Source organism: Pseudomonas sp. PONIH3 (genome assembly GCF_002934345.1).
Lineage (GTDB): Bacteria > Pseudomonadota > Gammaproteobacteria > Pseudomonadales > Pseudomonadaceae > Aquipseudomonas > Aquipseudomonas soli.
In genome coordinates this window covers 4,466,509-4,483,249 of sequence record NZ_CP026386.1, presented here as the reverse complement: position 1 = coordinate 4,483,249, position 16,741 = coordinate 4,466,509, and the positions used below count along the sequence as shown (strand labels likewise).

The following is a 16,741-nucleotide window of genomic DNA, read 5'->3' as shown; positions in this document are numbered from 1 at the left end:
GATGCGACTTGCCCCGCGATCATCAGCGAATCAACCTTTAACCGACCGGTCGATCGAGAACCCTGCCCAGTCCTGGCTAACCGGCATCAGCTCAAGGCTATTGATGTTGATATGCGCCGGCTGGTTGAGGATCCAGAAGATGGTCTCGGCGATGTCCTGCGGCTGGATCGGCTCGGCACCGGCGTAGGTAGCGTCGTACTTTGCCTGGTCGCCGCCGAAACGCACCAGCGAGAACTCGCTTTCGCACAGTCCCGGCTCGATGTTGCTGACCCGCACGCCAGTGCCGCGCAGGTCGCAGCGCAGGCTCAGCGAGAACTGGCCGACGAAGGCCTTGGTGCCGCCATACACATTCGCGCCCGGATACGGGTAGTTGCCCGCCACCGAACCGACATTGAGGATCGACGCGCCGCGCCCGTGGGCGATCAGGCGCGGCAGCAACAGGCGGGTGGTGTACATCAGGCCCTTGATGTTGGTGTCGACCATGGTTTCCCAGTCGTCCAGGCTGCAGTTCTGCGCCGCATCCACACCCAATGCCAGGCCGGCATTGTTGACCAGGCCCTGGAGCTTGTCGAAGCTCGGCGGCAAGCTGGCGATGGCGGCCTCCATGGCCTGGCGATCACGCACATCGACCACCAGCCCATGCACCTCGGTCTTGGCCGAGAGTTCTTGGCACAGCGCATCCAGGCGCTCCTTGCGGCGACCGGTGAGCACCAGCTTCCAGCCGGCATCGGCGAAACGGCGGGCGGTGGCTTCACCGAAACCGGAGGTCGCGCCAGTGATGAATACTGTTGATGTCATGCTCTTATCCTTGGGTGTACTCGGCGGGGCTTGCAGCATGCCCGGCGCAAGCGTTGTCGACAACCGTTTCAGCGACTGGTCAAAAAACGTACAGACGCTGAAAAGCCCCGTGATTGCGGGCTTTCGTGAGGCTATGCGCATCTTATCCACAAGGCTTTCCCCACAGATTGGGGGCAACTCGTCGGCTCCAGGGAACCTTTGCCTGCTGTGGACATCTGCCCGTGATGGCGCAACGCTTTCAGCCTGCCGTCTGCGGCGGTCTGTCCAAAGTTTTTTCACAGACTTATCCACAGAATCCGAACAACTGTGGATGAACCGCGCTACTGCTAAAAACCCTCGATAAATCATGCACAAGCAAGACCTGATCAAAAAACGAACAGATCCTTGGAAGCGTTGCTACACAAAGGCTTGAGCAAGGTGCCACCATGTTTTCCACAGGCGGTTCCACATAATCCGTGGAAAGTTTTCCAGCTGTGGAAACAATGGCTTGCGTGGGAGTTGTGGAGTGCTTCGAGAAAGATATGCGACAAGTTGTCCACATGTGCTGAAAGGCATAAAACGCATAGCGGGGCAAGTCGGGTTGCCGCACCGACTTGCCCCGCGATTTACTTCAGTGCCCGCCCAGGTAGGCGTTACGCACCTCCTCGTTGACCAACAGCTCCTGTCCCGTCCCGGTCATGCGGATCTGCCCGTTGACCATCACATAGGCCCTGTCCGACAGCTTCAACGCATGGTTGGCATTCTGCTCGACCAGGAAGATGGTCATCCCGGTCTGCGCCAGCTCGCGCAGGGTCGAGAAGATCTGCTTGACCACGATCGGCGCCAGGCCCAGCGACGGCTCATCGAGCAGCAGCAGCTTGGGCCGGCTCATCAGCGCCCGGGCAATCGCCAGCATCTGCTGCTCCCCCCCGGACATGGTCATGGCCCGCTGGTTGCGCCGTTCCTTGAGCCGCGGAAACAGCTCGTACATGCGCTGCATGTCCTGATCTGCATGCTTGTCGCCGATCGGGATGGTGCCCATCATCAGGTTTTCCTCGACGGTCATGTCGGGGAACACGCGACGCCCCTCCGGGGACTGGGCGATGCCATTGGACGCGATGTAGTGCGACGACTTGCGGGTGATGTCGGTACCGCGATAGACGATCTGCCCGGATGCCGCGCGCGGCTGGCCGAAGATCGACATCAACAGCGTGGACTTGCCCGCGCCGTTGGCGCCGATCAGGCTGACCGTCTCGCCTTCGTTGATGTGCATCGAGACCTTCTTCAGGGCCTGGATCGGCCCATAGAACACATCCAGGTCCTTCAGCTCGAGAATGGGCGCGCTCATGTCAGTTCCTCTTCGTCGGCACCCAGGTAGGCGGCAATCACCGTCGGGTTGTGGCGGATATCCTGCGGTGATCCTTCGGCGATCACGTTGCCGTGGTCGAGCACGACGATGTGGTCGGAGATGCTCATGACCATGCCCATGTCGTGCTCGATCAGCACCACGGTGATGTCATGCTCGTCGCGCAGCACACGGATCATGCGGCTCAGCGCTTCGGTTTCCTGGGGGTTGAGGCCGGCAGCCGGTTCGTCCAGGCAGATGATCTTCGGCCGCGTGCACATCGCCCGGGCAATCTCCAGGCGACGCTGCTGGCCGTAGGACAGCTCGCCGGCCAGGCGGTTGGCGCAGTCCACCAGGTCGACCACCTCCAGCCAGTAGAACGCATGGTCGAGGGCATCGCTCTCGGCCTTGCGGTAGCCCGGGGTATTGAGCACCCCGGCCAGGAGGTTGCGGTTGACCCACATGTGCTGGGCCACCAGCAGGTTCTCAACCACCGACATTTCCTTGAACAGGCGGATGTTCTGGAAGGTGCGCGCCAGCCCGGCGCGGTTGACCAGGTGGGTGCCACCGAACATCTTGTAGTACAGGCGGTTGGCAAAGCGTGCCGGCGAAACGAAGTCCGCCGCCCGGAAGCGCTCGCCGAGCAGTTGGATGACGTTGGTATGGCTGCCGCGCACGTTCAGTTCGATCCGCCCGCCGGTGGCCTTGTAGAAGCCCGTGAGGCAGTTGAACACCGTGGTCTTGCCAGCGCCATTGGGGCCGATCAGGGCGAAGATCTGGTTGCGTTTGACCTGCAGGCTGACATCGCTGAGCGCCTTGATCCCACCGAACTGCATCATCAGGTTATCTACAGACAGAATGACTTCGTCGCTCATGGCGCCACTCCTTTACGCGGGACCACGCCGGTACGGCTGATGCGGATCAGCCCCCGCGGTCGCCAGATCATCATCAGCACCATCAGCACGCCGAACAGCAGCACCCGGTACTCGGAGAAGCTGCGCAGCAGCTCCGGCGCCACGGTCAGCACGAACGCCGCGATCACCACGCCCACGGTCGAGCCCATGCCGCCGAGCACGACGATGGCCAGGATCAGCGCGGACTCGAAGAAGGTGAACGACGATGGGTTGACGAAGCCCTGGTAGGTGGCGAAGAACACCCCGGCAAGGCCTGCGGTGGACGCGCCGAGGGTGAACGCGGAAAGCTTGACCAGTACGTGGTTCAGGCCCATCGAGCGGCAGGCGATCTCGTCCTCGCGCAAGGCTTCCCAGGCGCGGCCCACCGGCATGCGGGTCAGCCGGTGCTTGATGTACAGCACCGCCAGCACCACCAGGAACAGCACCGCGTAGATGAACACGAACTTGAGGTTGGCGTTGTATTCGAAGCCGAAGAACTCGTGGATCGGCACCCCGCCGTCCTTGGCCCGCCGGCCGAACTCCAGGCCCAGGAACGTCGGCGACGGCGCCGGCATGCCGTTGGGGCCGCCGGTGAACGACAGCCAGTTGTTCAGCACCAGGCGGATGATCTCGCCGAAGCCGAGGGTGACGATGGCCAGGTAGTCGCCATGCATGCGCAACACCGGGAAGCCGAGGATGCACCCCGCCAGCGCCGCGGCAATGGCCGCCAGTGGCAGCACGCTCCAGAAGCCCAGGCCCAGGTATTGATAGCCCAGCGCCAGGCCGTAGGCACCGATGGCGTAGAACGCCACATAACCCAGGTCGAGCAGGCCGGCCAGGCCGACCACGATGTTCAGGCCCAGCCCCAGCAGCACGTAGATCAGGCCGAGGATGACCACGGTCAGCAGGTACTTGTTGGCGAAGATCGGGAACACGATGGCGATGACGACCAGCGCCGGGATGATGTAGCGCAGGCGCGACTTGTAGTTCGGCGCCAGCACATGCACGCCCGAGCCACCGCTGTCGAAGCCCTGGAGCATGCGTTGGCCGGTCGGCGTCTGCAGGAACAGGCTGAGGATGAAACGCCCGATCATCACGCCGCCGACCAGCCAGGCGACGCGGGCGGGTTCGGCGTTGAACGTGTAGCCATCGAGCACCACGCCGACGACGGGGCCGAAGACGATAAGGGCCAGCAAGCCGGCGACGATGGTCTCCAGCAGGCTGCGTTTAAGGTCGAAACCCTTGGTTTGCGAAGTAGAGGCAGTATTGGCAACGGACATGTTTCACACCTTAGCCACGAGCGGGCGACCCAGCAGGCCTTGGGGACGGAAGATGAGGATCATCACCAGCAGCGAGAAGCTGAACACGTCCTTGTAGTCGGAGTTGATCAGGCCGGAGAACAACGATTCGGAAATCCCCAGGATGATCCCGCCAAGCATGGCTCCCGGCAGCGAGCCGATGCCGCCGAGCACCGCGGCGGTGAAGGCCTTGATGCCGATGATGAAGCCGGCGTAGAAGTCAAAGGTGCCGTAGTTCATGGTGATCAGCACGCCCGCCAGCGCAGCCATCACAGCGCCGATGACGAACACGTAGGAGATCACCCGGTCAGTATTGATGCCCAGGATCGAGGCCATCTTGCGGTCTTGTTGCGTGGCCCGGCACATGCGCCCGAGCTTGGTGTACTTGATCACGTAGGTGAGCAGGCCCATGCCGACGAAAGCGGCCACCAGGATAAAGATCTTGGTGTAGGTGAGCTGCACGAAGCCGGTGCCCACTTCGACGCGCATGGCGCCTTCGAGCAGGGTCGGCACGCCTTGCTGGCGGGCGCCCTGGCTGATCTGCGCGTAGTTCTGCAGGATCAGCGAAATGCCGATGGCGCTGATCAAGGGCGCCAGGCGGGTGGAGTTGCGCAGGGGTTTGTAGGCGATGCGTTCGATGGTGAAGCCATAGACGCCAGTGACGACGATGGTGAACAACAGGGTGCCCAGCATCAGCAGCGGAAACGACTCGATACCGAAGTAGGCCAGCAATGCCAGGCTGATCGCCGCGAGGTACGCGGAGATCATGTACACCTCGCCGTGCGCGAAGTTGATCATGCCGATGATGCCATAGACCATTGTGTAGCCGATGGCGATCAGGCCGTAGACCGACCCGAGGGTCAGGCCGTTGACCAGTTGCTGCAGGAAAATACCATCCATAACGCAATCTCACCTGATTGAGATTGCACGAGCGCCGACCACGCAGGGCCCGGATGCAGCGGCCCTCGCAGCGCAGAACTGTGCACATCTACTGACAAAGACAGGTACCGCGGGGCTATGGCCCGGGGCAGTGCGCGCCCGGGCCGTCAGCCATTGTTATTGTTGTTTTTCCAGCTGGTGGTACTTGCCGTTGGCATCCCACTGGTAGACCACGTAGTCGGAGACGGTCAGGTCGCCCTTCTGGTCCCACTTCTTCTCGCCCATGACGGTCTTGACCGGGTTGGCCTTGAGCCACTTGGCGGCGTCCTCGCCCTTGTTCGACTTGGCGCCGTTGAACGCGGCGGCCAGGGCCTGGACCGAGGCGTAGGCATACAGGGTGTAGCCTTCAGGCTCGGTGCCGTTCTTGCGGAACTCCTCGACCACCGCCTTGCTGTCGGGCAGCAGGCGCGGGTCGGCGCCGAAGGTCATGTACACGCCTTCGACGTACTGCGCGCCACCGGCGGTGGTGACCAGTTCGTCGGTGACGATGCCGTCATCGGACATGAACTTGACGTCTTTCAGCCCCTGCTCGCGCAGCTGGCGCACCAGCGGGCCGGCCTCCGGGTGCAGGCCGCCGAAGTAGACAACGTCGGCACCCGCGGAACGGATCTTGGTGACCACGGCACTGAAATCTTTCTCACCACGGGTCAGGCCTTCGTACAGCACGGGTTTGACGCCACGCTTTTCAAGCTGCGCCTTGGTCGCGTCGGCCAGGCCCTGGCCATAGGTGTCCTTGTCGTGCAGCACCACCACCTTCTTGCCCTTGAGCACATCGACAATGTAGTTGCCGGCGACGATGCCCTGCTGGTCGTCACGGCCGCACATGCGGAACATCGCGGACAGGCCGCGCTCGGTCACCTGCGGGTTGGTGGAGCCGGGAGTGATGGCGATCACACCGGCCTCGTCGTAAACCTCGGAAGCGGGGATGGTATTGGAGGAACAGAAGTGACCGACCACGCCCGCCACCTTGTCCTGGTCGACCAGGCGGTTGGCCACGGCCACGGCCTGTTTCGGTTCACAAGCGTCATCGCCCTTGACCAGGACGATCTGCTCGCCGTTGACGCCGCCAGCCTTGTTGATCACGTCGGCCGCGGCCTGCGCACCTTTCATGTACTGCTCGCCAAACGCTGCGTTGGCTCCGGTCATCGGGCCCGCGACGCCGATCTTGATGTCGGCCTGAACATACGAAGAAACACCCAGTGCGGTGGCTACAGCCAGTGCCAGGAAACCTTTCTTGTAAAACGTCTGCGACATGAGGTGGTGCTCCTAGAATATTTTTTTGGTTGGCACTACAACTTCTCAGCCCTGTGCTCCGAGCAAGGGCCGTGCCAGTGGTTTTGTCTTCCGGGAAAACACACGACAAGGGGTGGACAGAGGCGACCGGCGGCCTTTTCTTTACTGAGCGTGCAACCGTCTGCCGCACGACAAGTGACACCCACACGCCTAGACAAGGAGCAACCAGCGCCTGCCATCATTGCAACCCTCGCAAGTGTTAACGTGCAACCGCGCTGTAACAGCGGACGTCACCGAACTGCACACCACTGGTGCGCGACTGCTACAGGGAGCACTGTTTGAAGGCTAGCTGGCGCACGCAAAATTACCTGCAGAGGCCAATATCGTGGGCGGCGTGGGAGCGGGCTTGCCCCGCGATCTGGCACAATGGTCGCTATTGCCCGCCTTGGAGCTTCCCCCTGATGAGCGAGAGCGCATTCGCCGAGCGCATCGTGCACAACCTGCTCGACACCGACTTCTACAAGCTCACGATGATGCAGGGCGTCCTGCACAACTACCCGGACGCCGATGTCGAATGGGAGTTTCGCTGCCGCAACGGCGAGGACCTGCGCCCCTACCTGGGCGAGATCCGCAACCAGCTCGAGCTGCTCAGCGAGCTGACCCTGGATGACGGCCAACTGGCCTTCCTCGAGCGCATCAGCTTCCTCAAGCCGGACTTCCTGCGTTTCCTGCGCCTGTTCCGCTTCAACCTGCGCTATGTGCGCATCGGCATCGAGAACGACCAACTGTTTCTCCGCCTGAAAGGCCCATGGCTGCATGTGATCCTGTTCGAAGTGCCGCTGCTGGCCATCATCAGCGAAGTGCGCAACCGCCACCTGCACCCGCGCATGCGCCTGGCCGAAGCCCGCGATCAGCTATATCGCAAGTTCGACTGGCTGCGCGCCCACGCCAGCGACGACGAGCTGGCCGAACTGCAGGTAGCCGACTTCGGCACCCGCCGGCGCTTCTCCAGCCGCGTGCAGGAAGACGTGGTACGGGTGCTGCGCGATGAGTTCCCGGGCCGCTTCGTCGGCACCAGCAACGTCGACCTGGCATGGAAACTGGATATCAAGCCCCTGGGCACCATGGCCCATGAATGGATCATGGCCCACCAGCAGCTCGGCCCACGCCTGATCGACAGCCAGATCGCCGCCCTGGACTGCTGGGTGCGCGAGTACCGCGGACTGCTTGGCATCGCCTTGACCGATTGCATCACCATGGATGCCTTCCTGAAGGATTTCGACCTGTACTTCGCCAAGCTTTTCGATGGCCTGCGCCATGACTCGGGCGAGCCGGTGGCCTGGGCGGAAAAGGCCATCGCCCATTACCAGAAGCTAGGTATCGACCCGATGACCAAGACCCTGGTGTTCTCCGATGGCCTGAACCTGACCCGCTCGCTGGAGATCTTCCGGGCCCTGCGTGGGCGCATCAATGTCAGCTTCGGCATCGGCACCAACCTGACCTGTGACATTCCCGGCGTGGCGCCCATGAGCATCGTGCTTAAAATGACCGACTGCAACGGCTCGCCGGTGGCAAAGATCTCCGACGAAGCCGCCAAGACCCAGTGCCGCGACGAAAACTTCGTTGCCTACATGCGCCATGTATTCAAAGTCCCCAGCAAGGAGTAACCCATGCAAGCCGTTCAGCAAGAGATTGCCCAGGCGCTCAAGGTGCAGCCGCCGTTCGCCGATGCCGCCGCCCTCGAGCAGGAAGTGGCCCGACGCGTGGCGTTCATCAAGGACTGCCTGGCCAATGCCCGGCTCAAGACCCTGGTACTGGGCATCAGTGGCGGTGTCGACTCGCTGACCGCCGCCCTCCTCGCCCAGCGCGCCATCAACGAACTGCGCGCCGAGACCGGCGACAAGGCCTATACCTTCATCGCCGTACGCCTGCCATACCACGTGCAGCACGACGAGCACGACGCCCAGGCCTGCCTGGAGGTGATCAAGGCCGACGAGGTGCACACCATCGACATCGCCCCAGCCGTAAAGGCCTTGGCGGCAGAGGTCGAGGAACTGAAAAACGGCTCGCCGACCCTGGTCGACTTCGTCGTCGGCAACGTCAAGGCGCGCACGCGCATGGTCGCCCAATACACCGTCGCCGGCGCCCGTGCCGGCCTGGTGATCGGCACGGACCATGCGGCCGAAGCGGTAATGGGCTTCTTCACCAAGTTTGGTGATGGTGCCTGCGACCTGGCACCGCTGAGCGGGCTGGTGAAAAACCAGGTGCGGGCCATTGCGCGCAGCTTTGGCGCGCCGGAATCGCTGGTGGAGAAAGTACCGACCGCAGACCTGGAAGACCTTGAACCGGGCAAGCCGGACGAAGCGTCCCACGGCGTGACCTACCAGCAGATCGACGCCTTCCTGCACGGTGAGCCGGTGAGCCAGGAGGCGTTCGACATCATCGTCGCTACCTACCGCAAGACCCAGCACAAGCGCGAGCTGCCGTTCGCCCCTTGATCAGGCTTAGAAACAACTGTGGGAGCGGCCTTGCCCTGCGATGACGTGGTGGATTCACCATCGCCATCGCGGTGCAAGGCCGCTCCCACAGGGTATTGCGTCAGGTTTTGATTACTTGACGACGACCTTGCCCTTCATCATCGAGATGTGGCCCGGGAAGGTGCAGAAGAAGCTGTAGTCGCCGCCAGCTTCCAGTTTGGTGGCATCGAACTTCACTTCGGTTTCTTTCTCAGGAGCGCCGATCATCTTGGTGTGGGCGATGATCGCGGCGTTGTCGGCCTTGATGTAGTCCTTGTCCAGGCCTTGCGACATGCCTTCGGTGGCGATGCCTTGCATGTCGGCGGTCTTGCTGATCACCAGGTTATGCCCCATGACGTTCTTCGGCAGGCTGCCGGAGTGGGTCAGTTTTACGGTGAACTCCTTGCAGCTCTTGTCGACGGTGATTTCCTTGGTATTGAAGGACATCTGGTCAGTCGAGTCGACAGTCACCGAGCACTTGTCAGCAGCGAAGACGGAGGCGCTGGCGAGGGTCAGCAGGGATACCGCTACAGCTTTCGCAAACATCATGAATCTCCTTGGCAGGGTTTTATCAATTGCGAGACTGCCTGAAAACAGGACGCCCGTACCTGATATGGGTCAAGGGGTGTCAAGTAGCCAGCCAGTAGATTTGTTCAATGGATTGTATACAACCAATCAAAGTGCACATCATGCCCTCTTAATAGACGATGAGACAACCTCTCAATCAGGAGCAAATGTCATGACATTGAGCAACATGATGCGCAGCCTGCTGGCAGCCTACGCCTGCGGTGCCGCCGGTTCAGCGGTCTGCGAGTTCGCCCGTCCCGAATGATCCCCTTGGAACCGATCGGCATGCGTCTTACCCTGTGCGCGCATGTAAAGGGAGATAAGCAATGCCTGTACGTTCCGTTTGTGTCTTCTGTGGCGCCAGCATCGGTGCCAATCCTGCCTACCGTGAAGCCGCCGTCGCCCTCGGCCAGGCCATCGCCCGCCGTGGCCTGACGCTGGTCTATGGCGGCGGCGCGGTCGGCCTGATGGGCACCGTGGCCGATGCCGCCATGGCTGCCGGGGGCGAAGTCATCGGCATCATCCCACAAAGCCTGATGAACGCCGAAATCGGCCACAAGGGCCTGACCCGCCTGGAAGTGGTGGACGGCATGCATGCGCGCAAGGCGCGCATGGCCGAACTCAGCGACGCCTTCATTGCCCTGCCAGGTGGCCTGGGCACGCTGGAGGAACTGTTCGAGGTATGGACCTGGGGGCAGCTGGGGTATCACGCCAAGCCGCTGGGGCTGCTGGATGTGAATGGTTTCTACGCGAGGCTTGGCGGGTTCCTCGACCATATTGTCGAGGAAGGTTTCGTGCGGCCGCAGCACCGGGCGATGCTGTTGCTCGGGGAGCAGCCGGATGAGTTGCTGGACGGGATGGACAGCTTCGTTGCACCCGTGGTGCCGAAGTGGGTCGACAAGCAGCCTGATTGACCAGCAGGGGGCTGCTTTGCAGCCCCTTTGATGATCAGCGCGGAATCACCGGCTGGCGCGGCTTCTTGCCCTTGCCACCCTTGGCCGCTTCCTTGCGCTCCTTGGCCGCCTGCTGGTTGCGGGCGAACGCCTCGGCCTTGGCCTTCTCGCGCTTGTCCCACGGCTTGCTGCCATCGCTGGCGCGCGGCGGCAGGCCGGTGTGCTGGGTGAGGATCTTCTGGTCCTTGCCCACCTTGTGGCTCCCGGCCGGGGTCGAGTTCTTGCGCCGCGCACTCTGGTAAGTGTCGGTCGCCGGCTGGTGCAGCGGGATCAGCTGGTGCTTGCCCGGTCCGATCAGGTCGGCGCGGCCCATGCGCTGCAGCGCTTCGCGCAGCATCGGCCAGCCCTTCGGATCGTGATAGCGCAGGAACGCCTTGTGCAAGCGGCGCTGCTCCTCGCTCTTGACGATCTCCACCCCTTCGCTCTTGTAGGTGACCTTGCGCAGCGGGTTCTTGCCCGAGTGGTACATGGCCGTGGCCGAAGCCATCGGCGACGGATAGAACGCCTGCACCTGGTCGGCACGGAAGCCGTTGCCCTTGAGCCACAGGGCCAGGTTCATCATGTCTTCATCGGTGGTGCCCGGGTGGGCAGCGATGAAGTACGGGATCAGGTACTGCTCCTTGCCCGCCTCTTTCGAGAACTTCTCGAACATGCGCTTGAAGCGGTCGTAGGTGCCGATGCCCGGCTTCATCATCTTGTCCAGCGGGCCACGCTCGGTGTGCTCCGGGGCAATCTTCAGGTAACCGCCGACGTGGTGGGTGACCAGCTCACGCACGTACTCCGGCGACTCCACCGCCAGGTCGTAGCGCAAGCCCGAGGCGATCAGGATCTTCTTCACCCCCGGCAGGGCGCGAGCCTTGCGGTACAGCTCGATCAGCGAGCTGTGGTCGGTGTTGAGGTTCTCGCAGATGCCCGGGAACACGCACGACGGCTTGCGGCAGTGCTTCTCGATGTCATGGCTCTTGCAGGCGATGCGGTACATGTTGGCGGTCGGCCCGCCGAGGTCGGAGACCACGCCGGTGAAGCCGGGTACCTTGTCGCGCATCTCCTCGATCTCGTGCAGGATCGATTCGTGCGAGCGGTTCTGGATGATCCGGCCTTCGTGCTCGGTGATCGAGCAGAAGGTACAGCCACCGAAGCAGCCACGCATGATGTTCACCGAGAAGCGAATCATCTCGTAGGCCGGGATGCGCTCCTTGCCATACGCCGGGTGCGGGATGCGCGCATAGGGCATGCCGAACACGTAGTCCATCTCTTCGGTGGTCATGGGGATGGGTGGCGGGTTGAACCACACATCCACCTCGCCATGCTTCTGCACCAGGGCGCGGGCGTTGCCCGGGTTGGTTTCCAGGTGCAGCACGCGGTTGGCGTGGGCATAGAGCACCGGGTCGTTGCGTACCTTCTCGAACGACGGCAGGCGGATCACCGACTTCTCGCGGGTGACGCTCGGGCTGTCGAGGATCTGCACCACCTTGGCTTCGTTCGGGTCTTCCTGGTCGCCCTTGGCCTGCTCGATGGCACAGGCCTGGGTGTCCTGGGTGTTCACGTACGGGTTGATGATCTTGTCGACGCGGCCCGGGCGGTCGATACGGGTGGAGTCGATCTCGAACCAGCCCTGCGGGGTGTCGCGACGAATGAACGCGGTGCCGCGCACATCGGTGATGTGCTCGATGCTTTCACCCTGGGACAGGCGCTGGGCAACCTCGACGATCGCGCGTTCGGCGTTGCCGTACAGTAGGATGTCGGCGCTGGCGTCGACCAGGATCGAATGGCGGACCTTATCCTGCCAGTAGTCGTAGTGGGCGATGCGGCGCAGCGAAGCCTCGATGCCACCAAGCACGATCGGCACATGCTTGTAGGCTTCCTTGCAGCGCTGGCTGTACACCAGGCTGGCGCGGTCCGGGCGCTTGCCGGCAAGGCCGCCAGGCGTATAGGCGTCGTCGGAACGAATTTTCTTGTCCGCGGTGTAGCGGTTGATCATCGAGTCCATGTTGCCCGCCGCGACCCCGAAGAACAGGTTCGGCTCGCCGAGCTTCATGAAGTCGTCTTTCGACTGCCAATTCGGCTGGGCGATGATGCCCACCCGGAAGCCCTGGGCCTCGAGCAGTCGACCGATGATGGCCATGCCGAACGACGCGTGGTCGACGTAGGCGTCACCGGTCACGATGATGATGTCGCAGGAATCCCAGCCGAGCTGATCCATCTCCTCCCTGCTCATCGGCAGGAACGGCGCTGGCCCGAAGCATTCGGCCCAGTACTTGGGATAGTCGTAGAGTGGTTTGGCTGCTTGCATGTCAGTGACCGGTTTTAAAGTGCAGGGAAATCGCGGGCGCGAAATATAGCACAAATTTTGACCAAATCCGACGGTGGTGGTCGGATTCAAGCGTGCCAACAAATATCACTGTGGGAGCGAGCTTGCCTCGCGTTGACATCGGGGAATTCACCATCGCCATCGCGGGGTAAGCCCGCTCCCACGATCCGCTCCCACAGGGGCCAGCCCAGCAAGATGGTTTTATTCGTCGTCGTCGAAGTTATACATGCCCGGCGCGAGATTCTCGAAACGGGTGTACTTGCCGATGAACGCCAGGCGCACGAAGCCGATGGGGCCGTTACGCTGCTTGCCGATGATGATCTCGGCCACGCCCTTGTGTTCGGTTTCCGGGTGATACACCTCGTCGCGGTAAACGAACATGATCACGTCGGCGTCCTGCTCGATCGCACCCGATTCACGCAAGTCGGAGTTGACCGGGCGCTTGTTGGGACGCTGCTCGAGGGAGCGGTTGAGCTGTGACAGGGCGATTACCGGGCAGTTGAATTCCTTGGCCAGCGCCTTGAGCGAGCGGGAGATCTCGGAAATCTCGTTGGTTCGGTTGTCACCGGCCGAACCCGGGATCTGCATCAGCTGCAGGTAATCGACCATGATCATGGCAATCTCGCCATGCTCTCGCGCCAAGCGGCGGGTACGCGCACGCATTTCCGAGGGGCTGATGCCAGCAGTGTCATCGATGAACAGTTTGCGGTCGTTCAACAGGTTCACCGCCGAAGTCAGCCGCGGCCAGTCGTCGTCGTCCAGTTGGCCGGAACGCACCTTGGTCTGGTCAATGCGCCCGAGCGACGACAGCATACGCATGATCAGCGATTCACCGGGCATCTCCAGGGAGAACACCAGCACCACCTTATCGCTGCGCAACACGGCGTTTTCCACCAGGTTCATGGCGAAGGTGGTCTTGCCCATCGACGGCCGGCCCGCGACGATGATCAGGTCTGCCGCCTGCAAGCCGCTGGTTTTTTCATCCAGGTCGGTGAAGCCAGTGGACACGCCCGTGATATCGCTGTCGGAGTTGAACAGTGTGTCGATGCGATCGATGGCCATGGTCAACAGTTCGTTGACCCCCACCGGCCCACCGGTCTTCGGCCGCGCCTCGGCGATCTGGAAGATCTGCCGTTCGGCGTCGTCGAGGATCTCTTCGGCGTTACGGCCCTGGGGGTTGAAGGCGTTATCGGCGATGTCGGTGCTGATGCTGATCAGCTGTCGCAGCGTGGCCCGCTCACGGATGATCGCGGCGTAGGCCTTGATGTTAGCCACCGACGGGGTGTTCTTGGCCAGCTCGGCCAGATACGCCAAGCCGCCCACCTGGGTAGACACACCTTCCTTGTCCAACTGTTCGTGCAAGGTGACCACGTCGAACGGCTGGTTCGCGTCCACCAGCTTGTGGATGGCGCGGAAGATCAGGCGATGGTCATGCCGGTAGAAATCGCCGTCCGACACCTGGTCCAGCACTCGCTCCCAGGCGTTGTTGTCCAGCATCAGGCCACCGAGCACGGCCTGTTCGGCCTCGATGGAATGCGGCGGCACCTTCAGGGCAGCGGTTTGCAGGTCGAGTTGTTCGGGGGTGGTGATCTCGTTCATGGCCACGAAAAATTCTGCAAGATGAAAAAGACAAAGGGCACGGCCTGCGCAAAACAGGACCGTGCCCGATGTTAACCGCCTGACCCACGAGGGGCCAGTCGATTAAGGCAGCTTAGGCAGCTACGACAACCACACGTACGGTAGCTTCAACGTCGCTGTGCAGGTGCACGGCTACGTCGTATTCGCCAACCTGACGGATAGTGCCGTTCGGCAGGCGAACTTCAGCCTTGGCCACTTCAACGCCGGAGGCGGTCAGGGCGTCAGCGATGTCGTGGGTGCCGATCGAACCGAACAGCTTGCCTTCGTCGCCAGCGGTGGCAGTGATGGTCACTTCCAGCTCGGCCAGTTGGGCAGCGCGGCTTTCAGCCGAAGCTTTCTTGTCTGCTGCAGCTTTTTCCAGCTCGGCGCGGCGCTCTTCGAACGCAGCCAGGTTGGCGGCGTTGGCAACGGTGGCCTTGCCGAATGGCAGCAGGAAGTTACGGCCGTAACCAGCCTTAACGTTTACTTTGTCGCCCAGGTTGCCCAGGTTGGCGACTTTTTCCAGCAGGATCAGTTCCATTTGGTAAAACCTCTTAACTTTTAACCTTCACCGTTCGCGGAGTCGTCACCCTGTGAAGGGGACTTGCGACCGCGAAAATCAATCAGGCTGTCGACAATGGCCAGAACCACGAGCAACGGATACATCAGCTGCATGAGCAGCGGCAGCGTCACGTACATCCCCACCAGCCAGAAACCAGCTAGTCGCCCTTGTGCCACCAACCCATGAATGAGGGCGATGGCAGCGAGCAGCAGCACCAGACTGGACGCACTGGCCAGGACGATGAACTGCGACCCGATGAACGGGCCCAACACCATCAATGACACCAGCACCAGCATCGGTACCAGCGGCAGCCTCAGCTCGCGAAACTCGCGCCCGAAACCACCGGGGTTGTACAACGCAGCCTGCCAATACCGCGCCAGCATCAAAGCCAGCAGGCTGAACAGCTGCAGCATTACCGCACTGGAAGCGACCAGCAAAGGGCCGATCAGCTCACCAGGTAGTACCGGTTGGCCCTCGAACTGCGGCAGGGCTTTTTCAAGCGCCTTGGCCAGCACCTCGAAGGTCTCGCGCATCACCGCATCCAGGATCAGGCTGTATAGCAAGCCTAACGCGACACTGGACAGCAGTACCCGAGTCCACGAATGCCCAGCGCGCAACAAGGCGGCCAGACCCAGCGTTCCCAGCAGCACCAGCAAGGTGCTCGGTTCGCCGAAGAACCCCATGATCAACGCTGGCAGAAGGCCCCAGGCGATGACCGATGAAGCGTCCTTGAACCCGCGCCGCAGGAGAACCAGGCTCCCAGCGGCGGCACTCAACCAGAACAGCAGCGGCAGTACCGCGCTGATGACCACCACGAGGGTGGCCTGCACACGACCGCGCATGATGAAACTTGCCAACGCTCGCATGCCTATCCCTTGCTACTTAGTCGACGACCCGGTCTCAGCGGCCGTGGCTGTCGGTGTAGGGCAGCAGGGCCAGGAAGCGGGCGCGCTTGATAGCGGTGGCCAGCTGACGCTGATAACGAGCTTTGGTACCGGTGATGCGGCTTGGAACGATCTTGCCGGTTTCGGATACGTAAGCTTTCAGGGTGTTGAGATCTTTGAAGTCGATCTCTTTCACGTCTTCAGCAGTGAAGCGGCAGAATTTACGACGACGGAAGAAACGTGCCATGTAATAGGCTCCTCAAAAGGTCCGTGGATTACTCGTCAGCGTTATCGCTGTTGTCGCTGTCATTGCTGTCGTCGCCTTCGGCGCCATCAGCATGCTCAGGACGTTCGCGACGCTCACGGCGCTCGCTGCGGTTCTCTTCTGCCTTGAGCATCTCGGACGGGCCGGTGACGGCTTCGTCGCGACGGATGACCAGGTTACGGATCACGGCATCGTTGTAGCGGAAGTTGTCTTCCAGCTCGGCCAGGGCCTTGCCGGAGCACTCAACGTTCAGCATCACGTAGTGAGCCTTGTGAACATTGTTGATTGCGTAGGCCAGTTGACGACGGCCCCAGTCTTCCAGGCGGTGGATCTTGCCACCATCTTCTTCGATCAGCTTGGTGTAACGCTCAACCATGCCGCCGACTTGCTCGCTCTGGTCCGGGTGAACCAGGAAGATGATTTCGTAATGACGCATGAATGCTCCTTACGGGTTAGTAGTCTGCCAGCAACCTGGTCAGACAAGGAGTGAATGACACTGTATGTCTTGCCCTAGTGAGAAGGCACATGCGCGCCTGCCAGCTCGGCAAGGGGCGCAATTGTAGAGAAGCCGGGAAGGACAA

Annotated in this window: 16 protein-coding genes; 3 read left to right on the top strand and 13 right to left on the bottom strand. The window is 61.8% G+C overall.

Annotated elements, in window-relative coordinates; translation table 11 throughout:
- Window positions 1–30: 30 nt before the first annotated feature.
- The 6 genes from C3F42_RS20770 to C3F42_RS20745 all read right to left on the bottom strand — a co-directional run bounded on the left by C3F42_RS20770 (window position 31) and on the right by C3F42_RS20745 (window position 6,506).
- The gene (locus tag C3F42_RS20770; RefSeq protein WP_094012220.1) at window positions 31–798 is read right to left on the bottom strand and encodes an SDR family oxidoreductase; all 768 of its coding nucleotides are present in this window, start codon (window positions 796–798) and stop codon (window positions 31–33) included.
- A gap of 610 nt (window positions 799–1,408) precedes the next feature.
- Window positions 1,409–2,125, bottom strand: coding sequence for an ABC transporter ATP-binding protein (locus C3F42_RS20765; RefSeq protein ID WP_023629375.1), 717 nt, complete (start codon window positions 2,123–2,125; stop codon window positions 1,409–1,411).
- Window positions 2,122–2,997 (bottom strand): ABC transporter ATP-binding protein, encoded by an 876-nt coding sequence (locus tag C3F42_RS20760; RefSeq protein WP_031314650.1) that lies wholly within the window; start codon window positions 2,995–2,997, stop codon window positions 2,122–2,124. The genes C3F42_RS20765 and C3F42_RS20760 overlap by 4 nt, the downstream gene beginning before the upstream one ends.
- Window positions 2,994–4,295 carry a high-affinity branched-chain amino acid ABC transporter permease LivM gene (gene livM / locus C3F42_RS20755; protein WP_104444845.1) on the bottom strand — a complete coding sequence of 434 codons (1,302 nt, stop codon included), beginning with the start codon at window positions 4,293–4,295 and terminating at the stop codon, window positions 2,994–2,996. The genes C3F42_RS20760 and livM overlap by 4 nt, the downstream gene beginning before the upstream one ends.
- A gap of 3 nt (window positions 4,296–4,298) precedes the next feature.
- Window positions 4,299–5,213: a branched-chain amino acid ABC transporter permease gene (locus C3F42_RS20750; RefSeq protein WP_019098910.1), complete on the bottom strand. Its 915-nt coding sequence runs from the start codon at window positions 5,211–5,213 to the stop codon at window positions 4,299–4,301.
- A 156-nt stretch (window positions 5,214–5,369) separates the two neighbouring features.
- Window positions 5,370–6,506 (bottom strand): branched-chain amino acid ABC transporter substrate-binding protein, encoded by a 1,137-nt coding sequence (locus C3F42_RS20745; RefSeq protein ID WP_038706887.1) that lies wholly within the window; start codon window positions 6,504–6,506, stop codon window positions 5,370–5,372.
- Between the two features lie 440 nt (window positions 6,507–6,946).
- On the opposite strand from C3F42_RS20745, the gene pncB reads away from it, so the two are divergent.
- Together pncB and nadE are read left to right on the top strand one after the other, a co-directional pair.
- A complete protein-coding gene (pncB, locus tag C3F42_RS20735) occupies window positions 6,947–8,152 on the top strand; it encodes a nicotinate phosphoribosyltransferase (RefSeq protein ID WP_031314651.1) in 1,206 nt (401 codons plus the stop codon).
- Window positions 8,153–8,155: 3 nt separating this feature from the next.
- A complete protein-coding gene (gene nadE, locus C3F42_RS20730) occupies window positions 8,156–8,983 on the top strand; it encodes an ammonia-dependent NAD(+) synthetase (protein WP_031314652.1) in 828 nt (275 codons plus the stop codon).
- A gap of 111 nt (window positions 8,984–9,094) precedes the next feature.
- Here the strand turns inward: nadE and azu are convergent, their stop codons facing one another.
- On the bottom strand, window positions 9,095–9,547 hold the full coding sequence (gene azu / locus C3F42_RS20725) for an azurin (protein WP_023629364.1): 453 nt from the start codon (window positions 9,545–9,547) through the stop codon (window positions 9,095–9,097).
- Between the two features lie 347 nt (window positions 9,548–9,894).
- On the opposite strand from azu, the gene C3F42_RS20720 reads away from it, so the two are divergent.
- Window positions 9,895–10,482, top strand: coding sequence for a TIGR00730 family Rossman fold protein (locus tag C3F42_RS20720; RefSeq protein ID WP_104444843.1), 588 nt, complete (start codon window positions 9,895–9,897; stop codon window positions 10,480–10,482).
- Between the two features lie 34 nt (window positions 10,483–10,516).
- Here C3F42_RS20720 and C3F42_RS20715 read toward each other — a convergent pair whose 3' ends face one another.
- From C3F42_RS20715 to rpsF, 6 genes are all read right to left on the bottom strand, one after another.
- Complete coding sequence (locus C3F42_RS20715) at window positions 10,517–12,814, bottom strand: YgiQ family radical SAM protein (protein ID WP_023629367.1); 2,298 nt, start codon at window positions 12,812–12,814, stop codon at window positions 10,517–10,519.
- A 219-nt stretch (window positions 12,815–13,033) separates the two neighbouring features.
- A complete protein-coding gene (gene dnaB, locus C3F42_RS20710) occupies window positions 13,034–14,431 on the bottom strand; it encodes a replicative DNA helicase (RefSeq protein ID WP_023629368.1) in 1,398 nt (465 codons plus the stop codon).
- 112 nt (window positions 14,432–14,543) lie between these two features.
- On the bottom strand, window positions 14,544–14,990 hold the full coding sequence (gene rplI / locus C3F42_RS20705; RefSeq protein WP_011535934.1) for a 50S ribosomal protein L9: 447 nt from the start codon (window positions 14,988–14,990) through the stop codon (window positions 14,544–14,546).
- Between the two features lie 20 nt (window positions 14,991–15,010).
- Window positions 15,011–15,877: a hypothetical protein gene (locus C3F42_RS20700; RefSeq protein ID WP_104444842.1), complete on the bottom strand. Its 867-nt coding sequence runs from the start codon at window positions 15,875–15,877 to the stop codon at window positions 15,011–15,013.
- Window positions 15,878–15,911: 34 nt separating this feature from the next.
- Window positions 15,912–16,142, bottom strand: a complete 231-nt coding sequence (gene rpsR, locus C3F42_RS20695; protein ID WP_003249563.1) for a 30S ribosomal protein S18 — start codon at window positions 16,140–16,142, stop codon at window positions 15,912–15,914.
- 28 nt (window positions 16,143–16,170) lie between these two features.
- Entirely contained in the window at window positions 16,171–16,596 is a 426-nt protein-coding gene (gene rpsF / locus C3F42_RS20690; protein ID WP_023629370.1) for a 30S ribosomal protein S6, read from the bottom strand.
- Window positions 16,597–16,741: the final 145 nt, after the last annotated feature.

Bases quoted from the DNA above. Each gene is read 5' to 3' on its own strand.
- C3F42_RS20700 (WP_104444842.1), bottom strand. From the start codon at position 15,877: ATGCGAGCGTTGGCAAGTTTCATCATGCGCGGTCGTGTGCAGGCCACC.
- nadE (WP_031314652.1), top strand. From the start codon at position 8,156: ATGCAAGCCGTTCAGCAAGAGATTGCCCAGGCGCTCAAGGTGCAGCCG.
- C3F42_RS20765 (WP_023629375.1), bottom strand. From the start codon at position 2,125: ATGAGCGCGCCCATTCTCGAGCTGAAGGACCTGGATGTGTTCTATGGG.
- azu (WP_023629364.1), bottom strand. From the start codon at position 9,547: ATGTTTGCGAAAGCTGTAGCGGTATCCCTGCTGACCCTCGCCAGCGCC.
- C3F42_RS20770 (WP_094012220.1), bottom strand. From the start codon at position 798: ATGACATCAACAGTATTCATCACTGGCGCGACCTCCGGTTTCGGTGAA.
- C3F42_RS20715 (WP_023629367.1), bottom strand. From the start codon at position 12,814: ATGCAAGCAGCCAAACCACTCTACGACTATCCCAAGTACTGGGCCGAA.
- dnaB (WP_023629368.1), bottom strand. From the start codon at position 14,431: ATGAACGAGATCACCACCCCCGAACAACTCGACCTGCAAACCGCTGCC.
- rpsF (WP_023629370.1), bottom strand. From the start codon at position 16,596: ATGCGTCATTACGAAATCATCTTCCTGGTTCACCCGGACCAGAGCGAG.
- C3F42_RS20720 (WP_104444843.1), top strand. From the start codon at position 9,895: ATGCCTGTACGTTCCGTTTGTGTCTTCTGTGGCGCCAGCATCGGTGCC.
- C3F42_RS20750 (WP_019098910.1), bottom strand. From the start codon at position 5,213: ATGGATGGTATTTTCCTGCAGCAACTGGTCAACGGCCTGACCCTCGGG.
- pncB (WP_031314651.1), top strand. From the start codon at position 6,947: ATGAGCGAGAGCGCATTCGCCGAGCGCATCGTGCACAACCTGCTCGAC.
- livM (WP_104444845.1), bottom strand. From the start codon at position 4,295: ATGTCCGTTGCCAATACTGCCTCTACTTCGCAAACCAAGGGTTTCGAC.
- C3F42_RS20745 (WP_038706887.1), bottom strand. From the start codon at position 6,506: ATGTCGCAGACGTTTTACAAGAAAGGTTTCCTGGCACTGGCTGTAGCC.
- C3F42_RS20760 (WP_031314650.1), bottom strand. From the start codon at position 2,997: ATGAGCGACGAAGTCATTCTGTCTGTAGATAACCTGATGATGCAGTTC.
- rpsR (WP_003249563.1), bottom strand. From the start codon at position 16,142: ATGGCACGTTTCTTCCGTCGTCGTAAATTCTGCCGCTTCACTGCTGAA.
- rplI (WP_011535934.1), bottom strand. From the start codon at position 14,990: ATGGAACTGATCCTGCTGGAAAAAGTCGCCAACCTGGGCAACCTGGGC.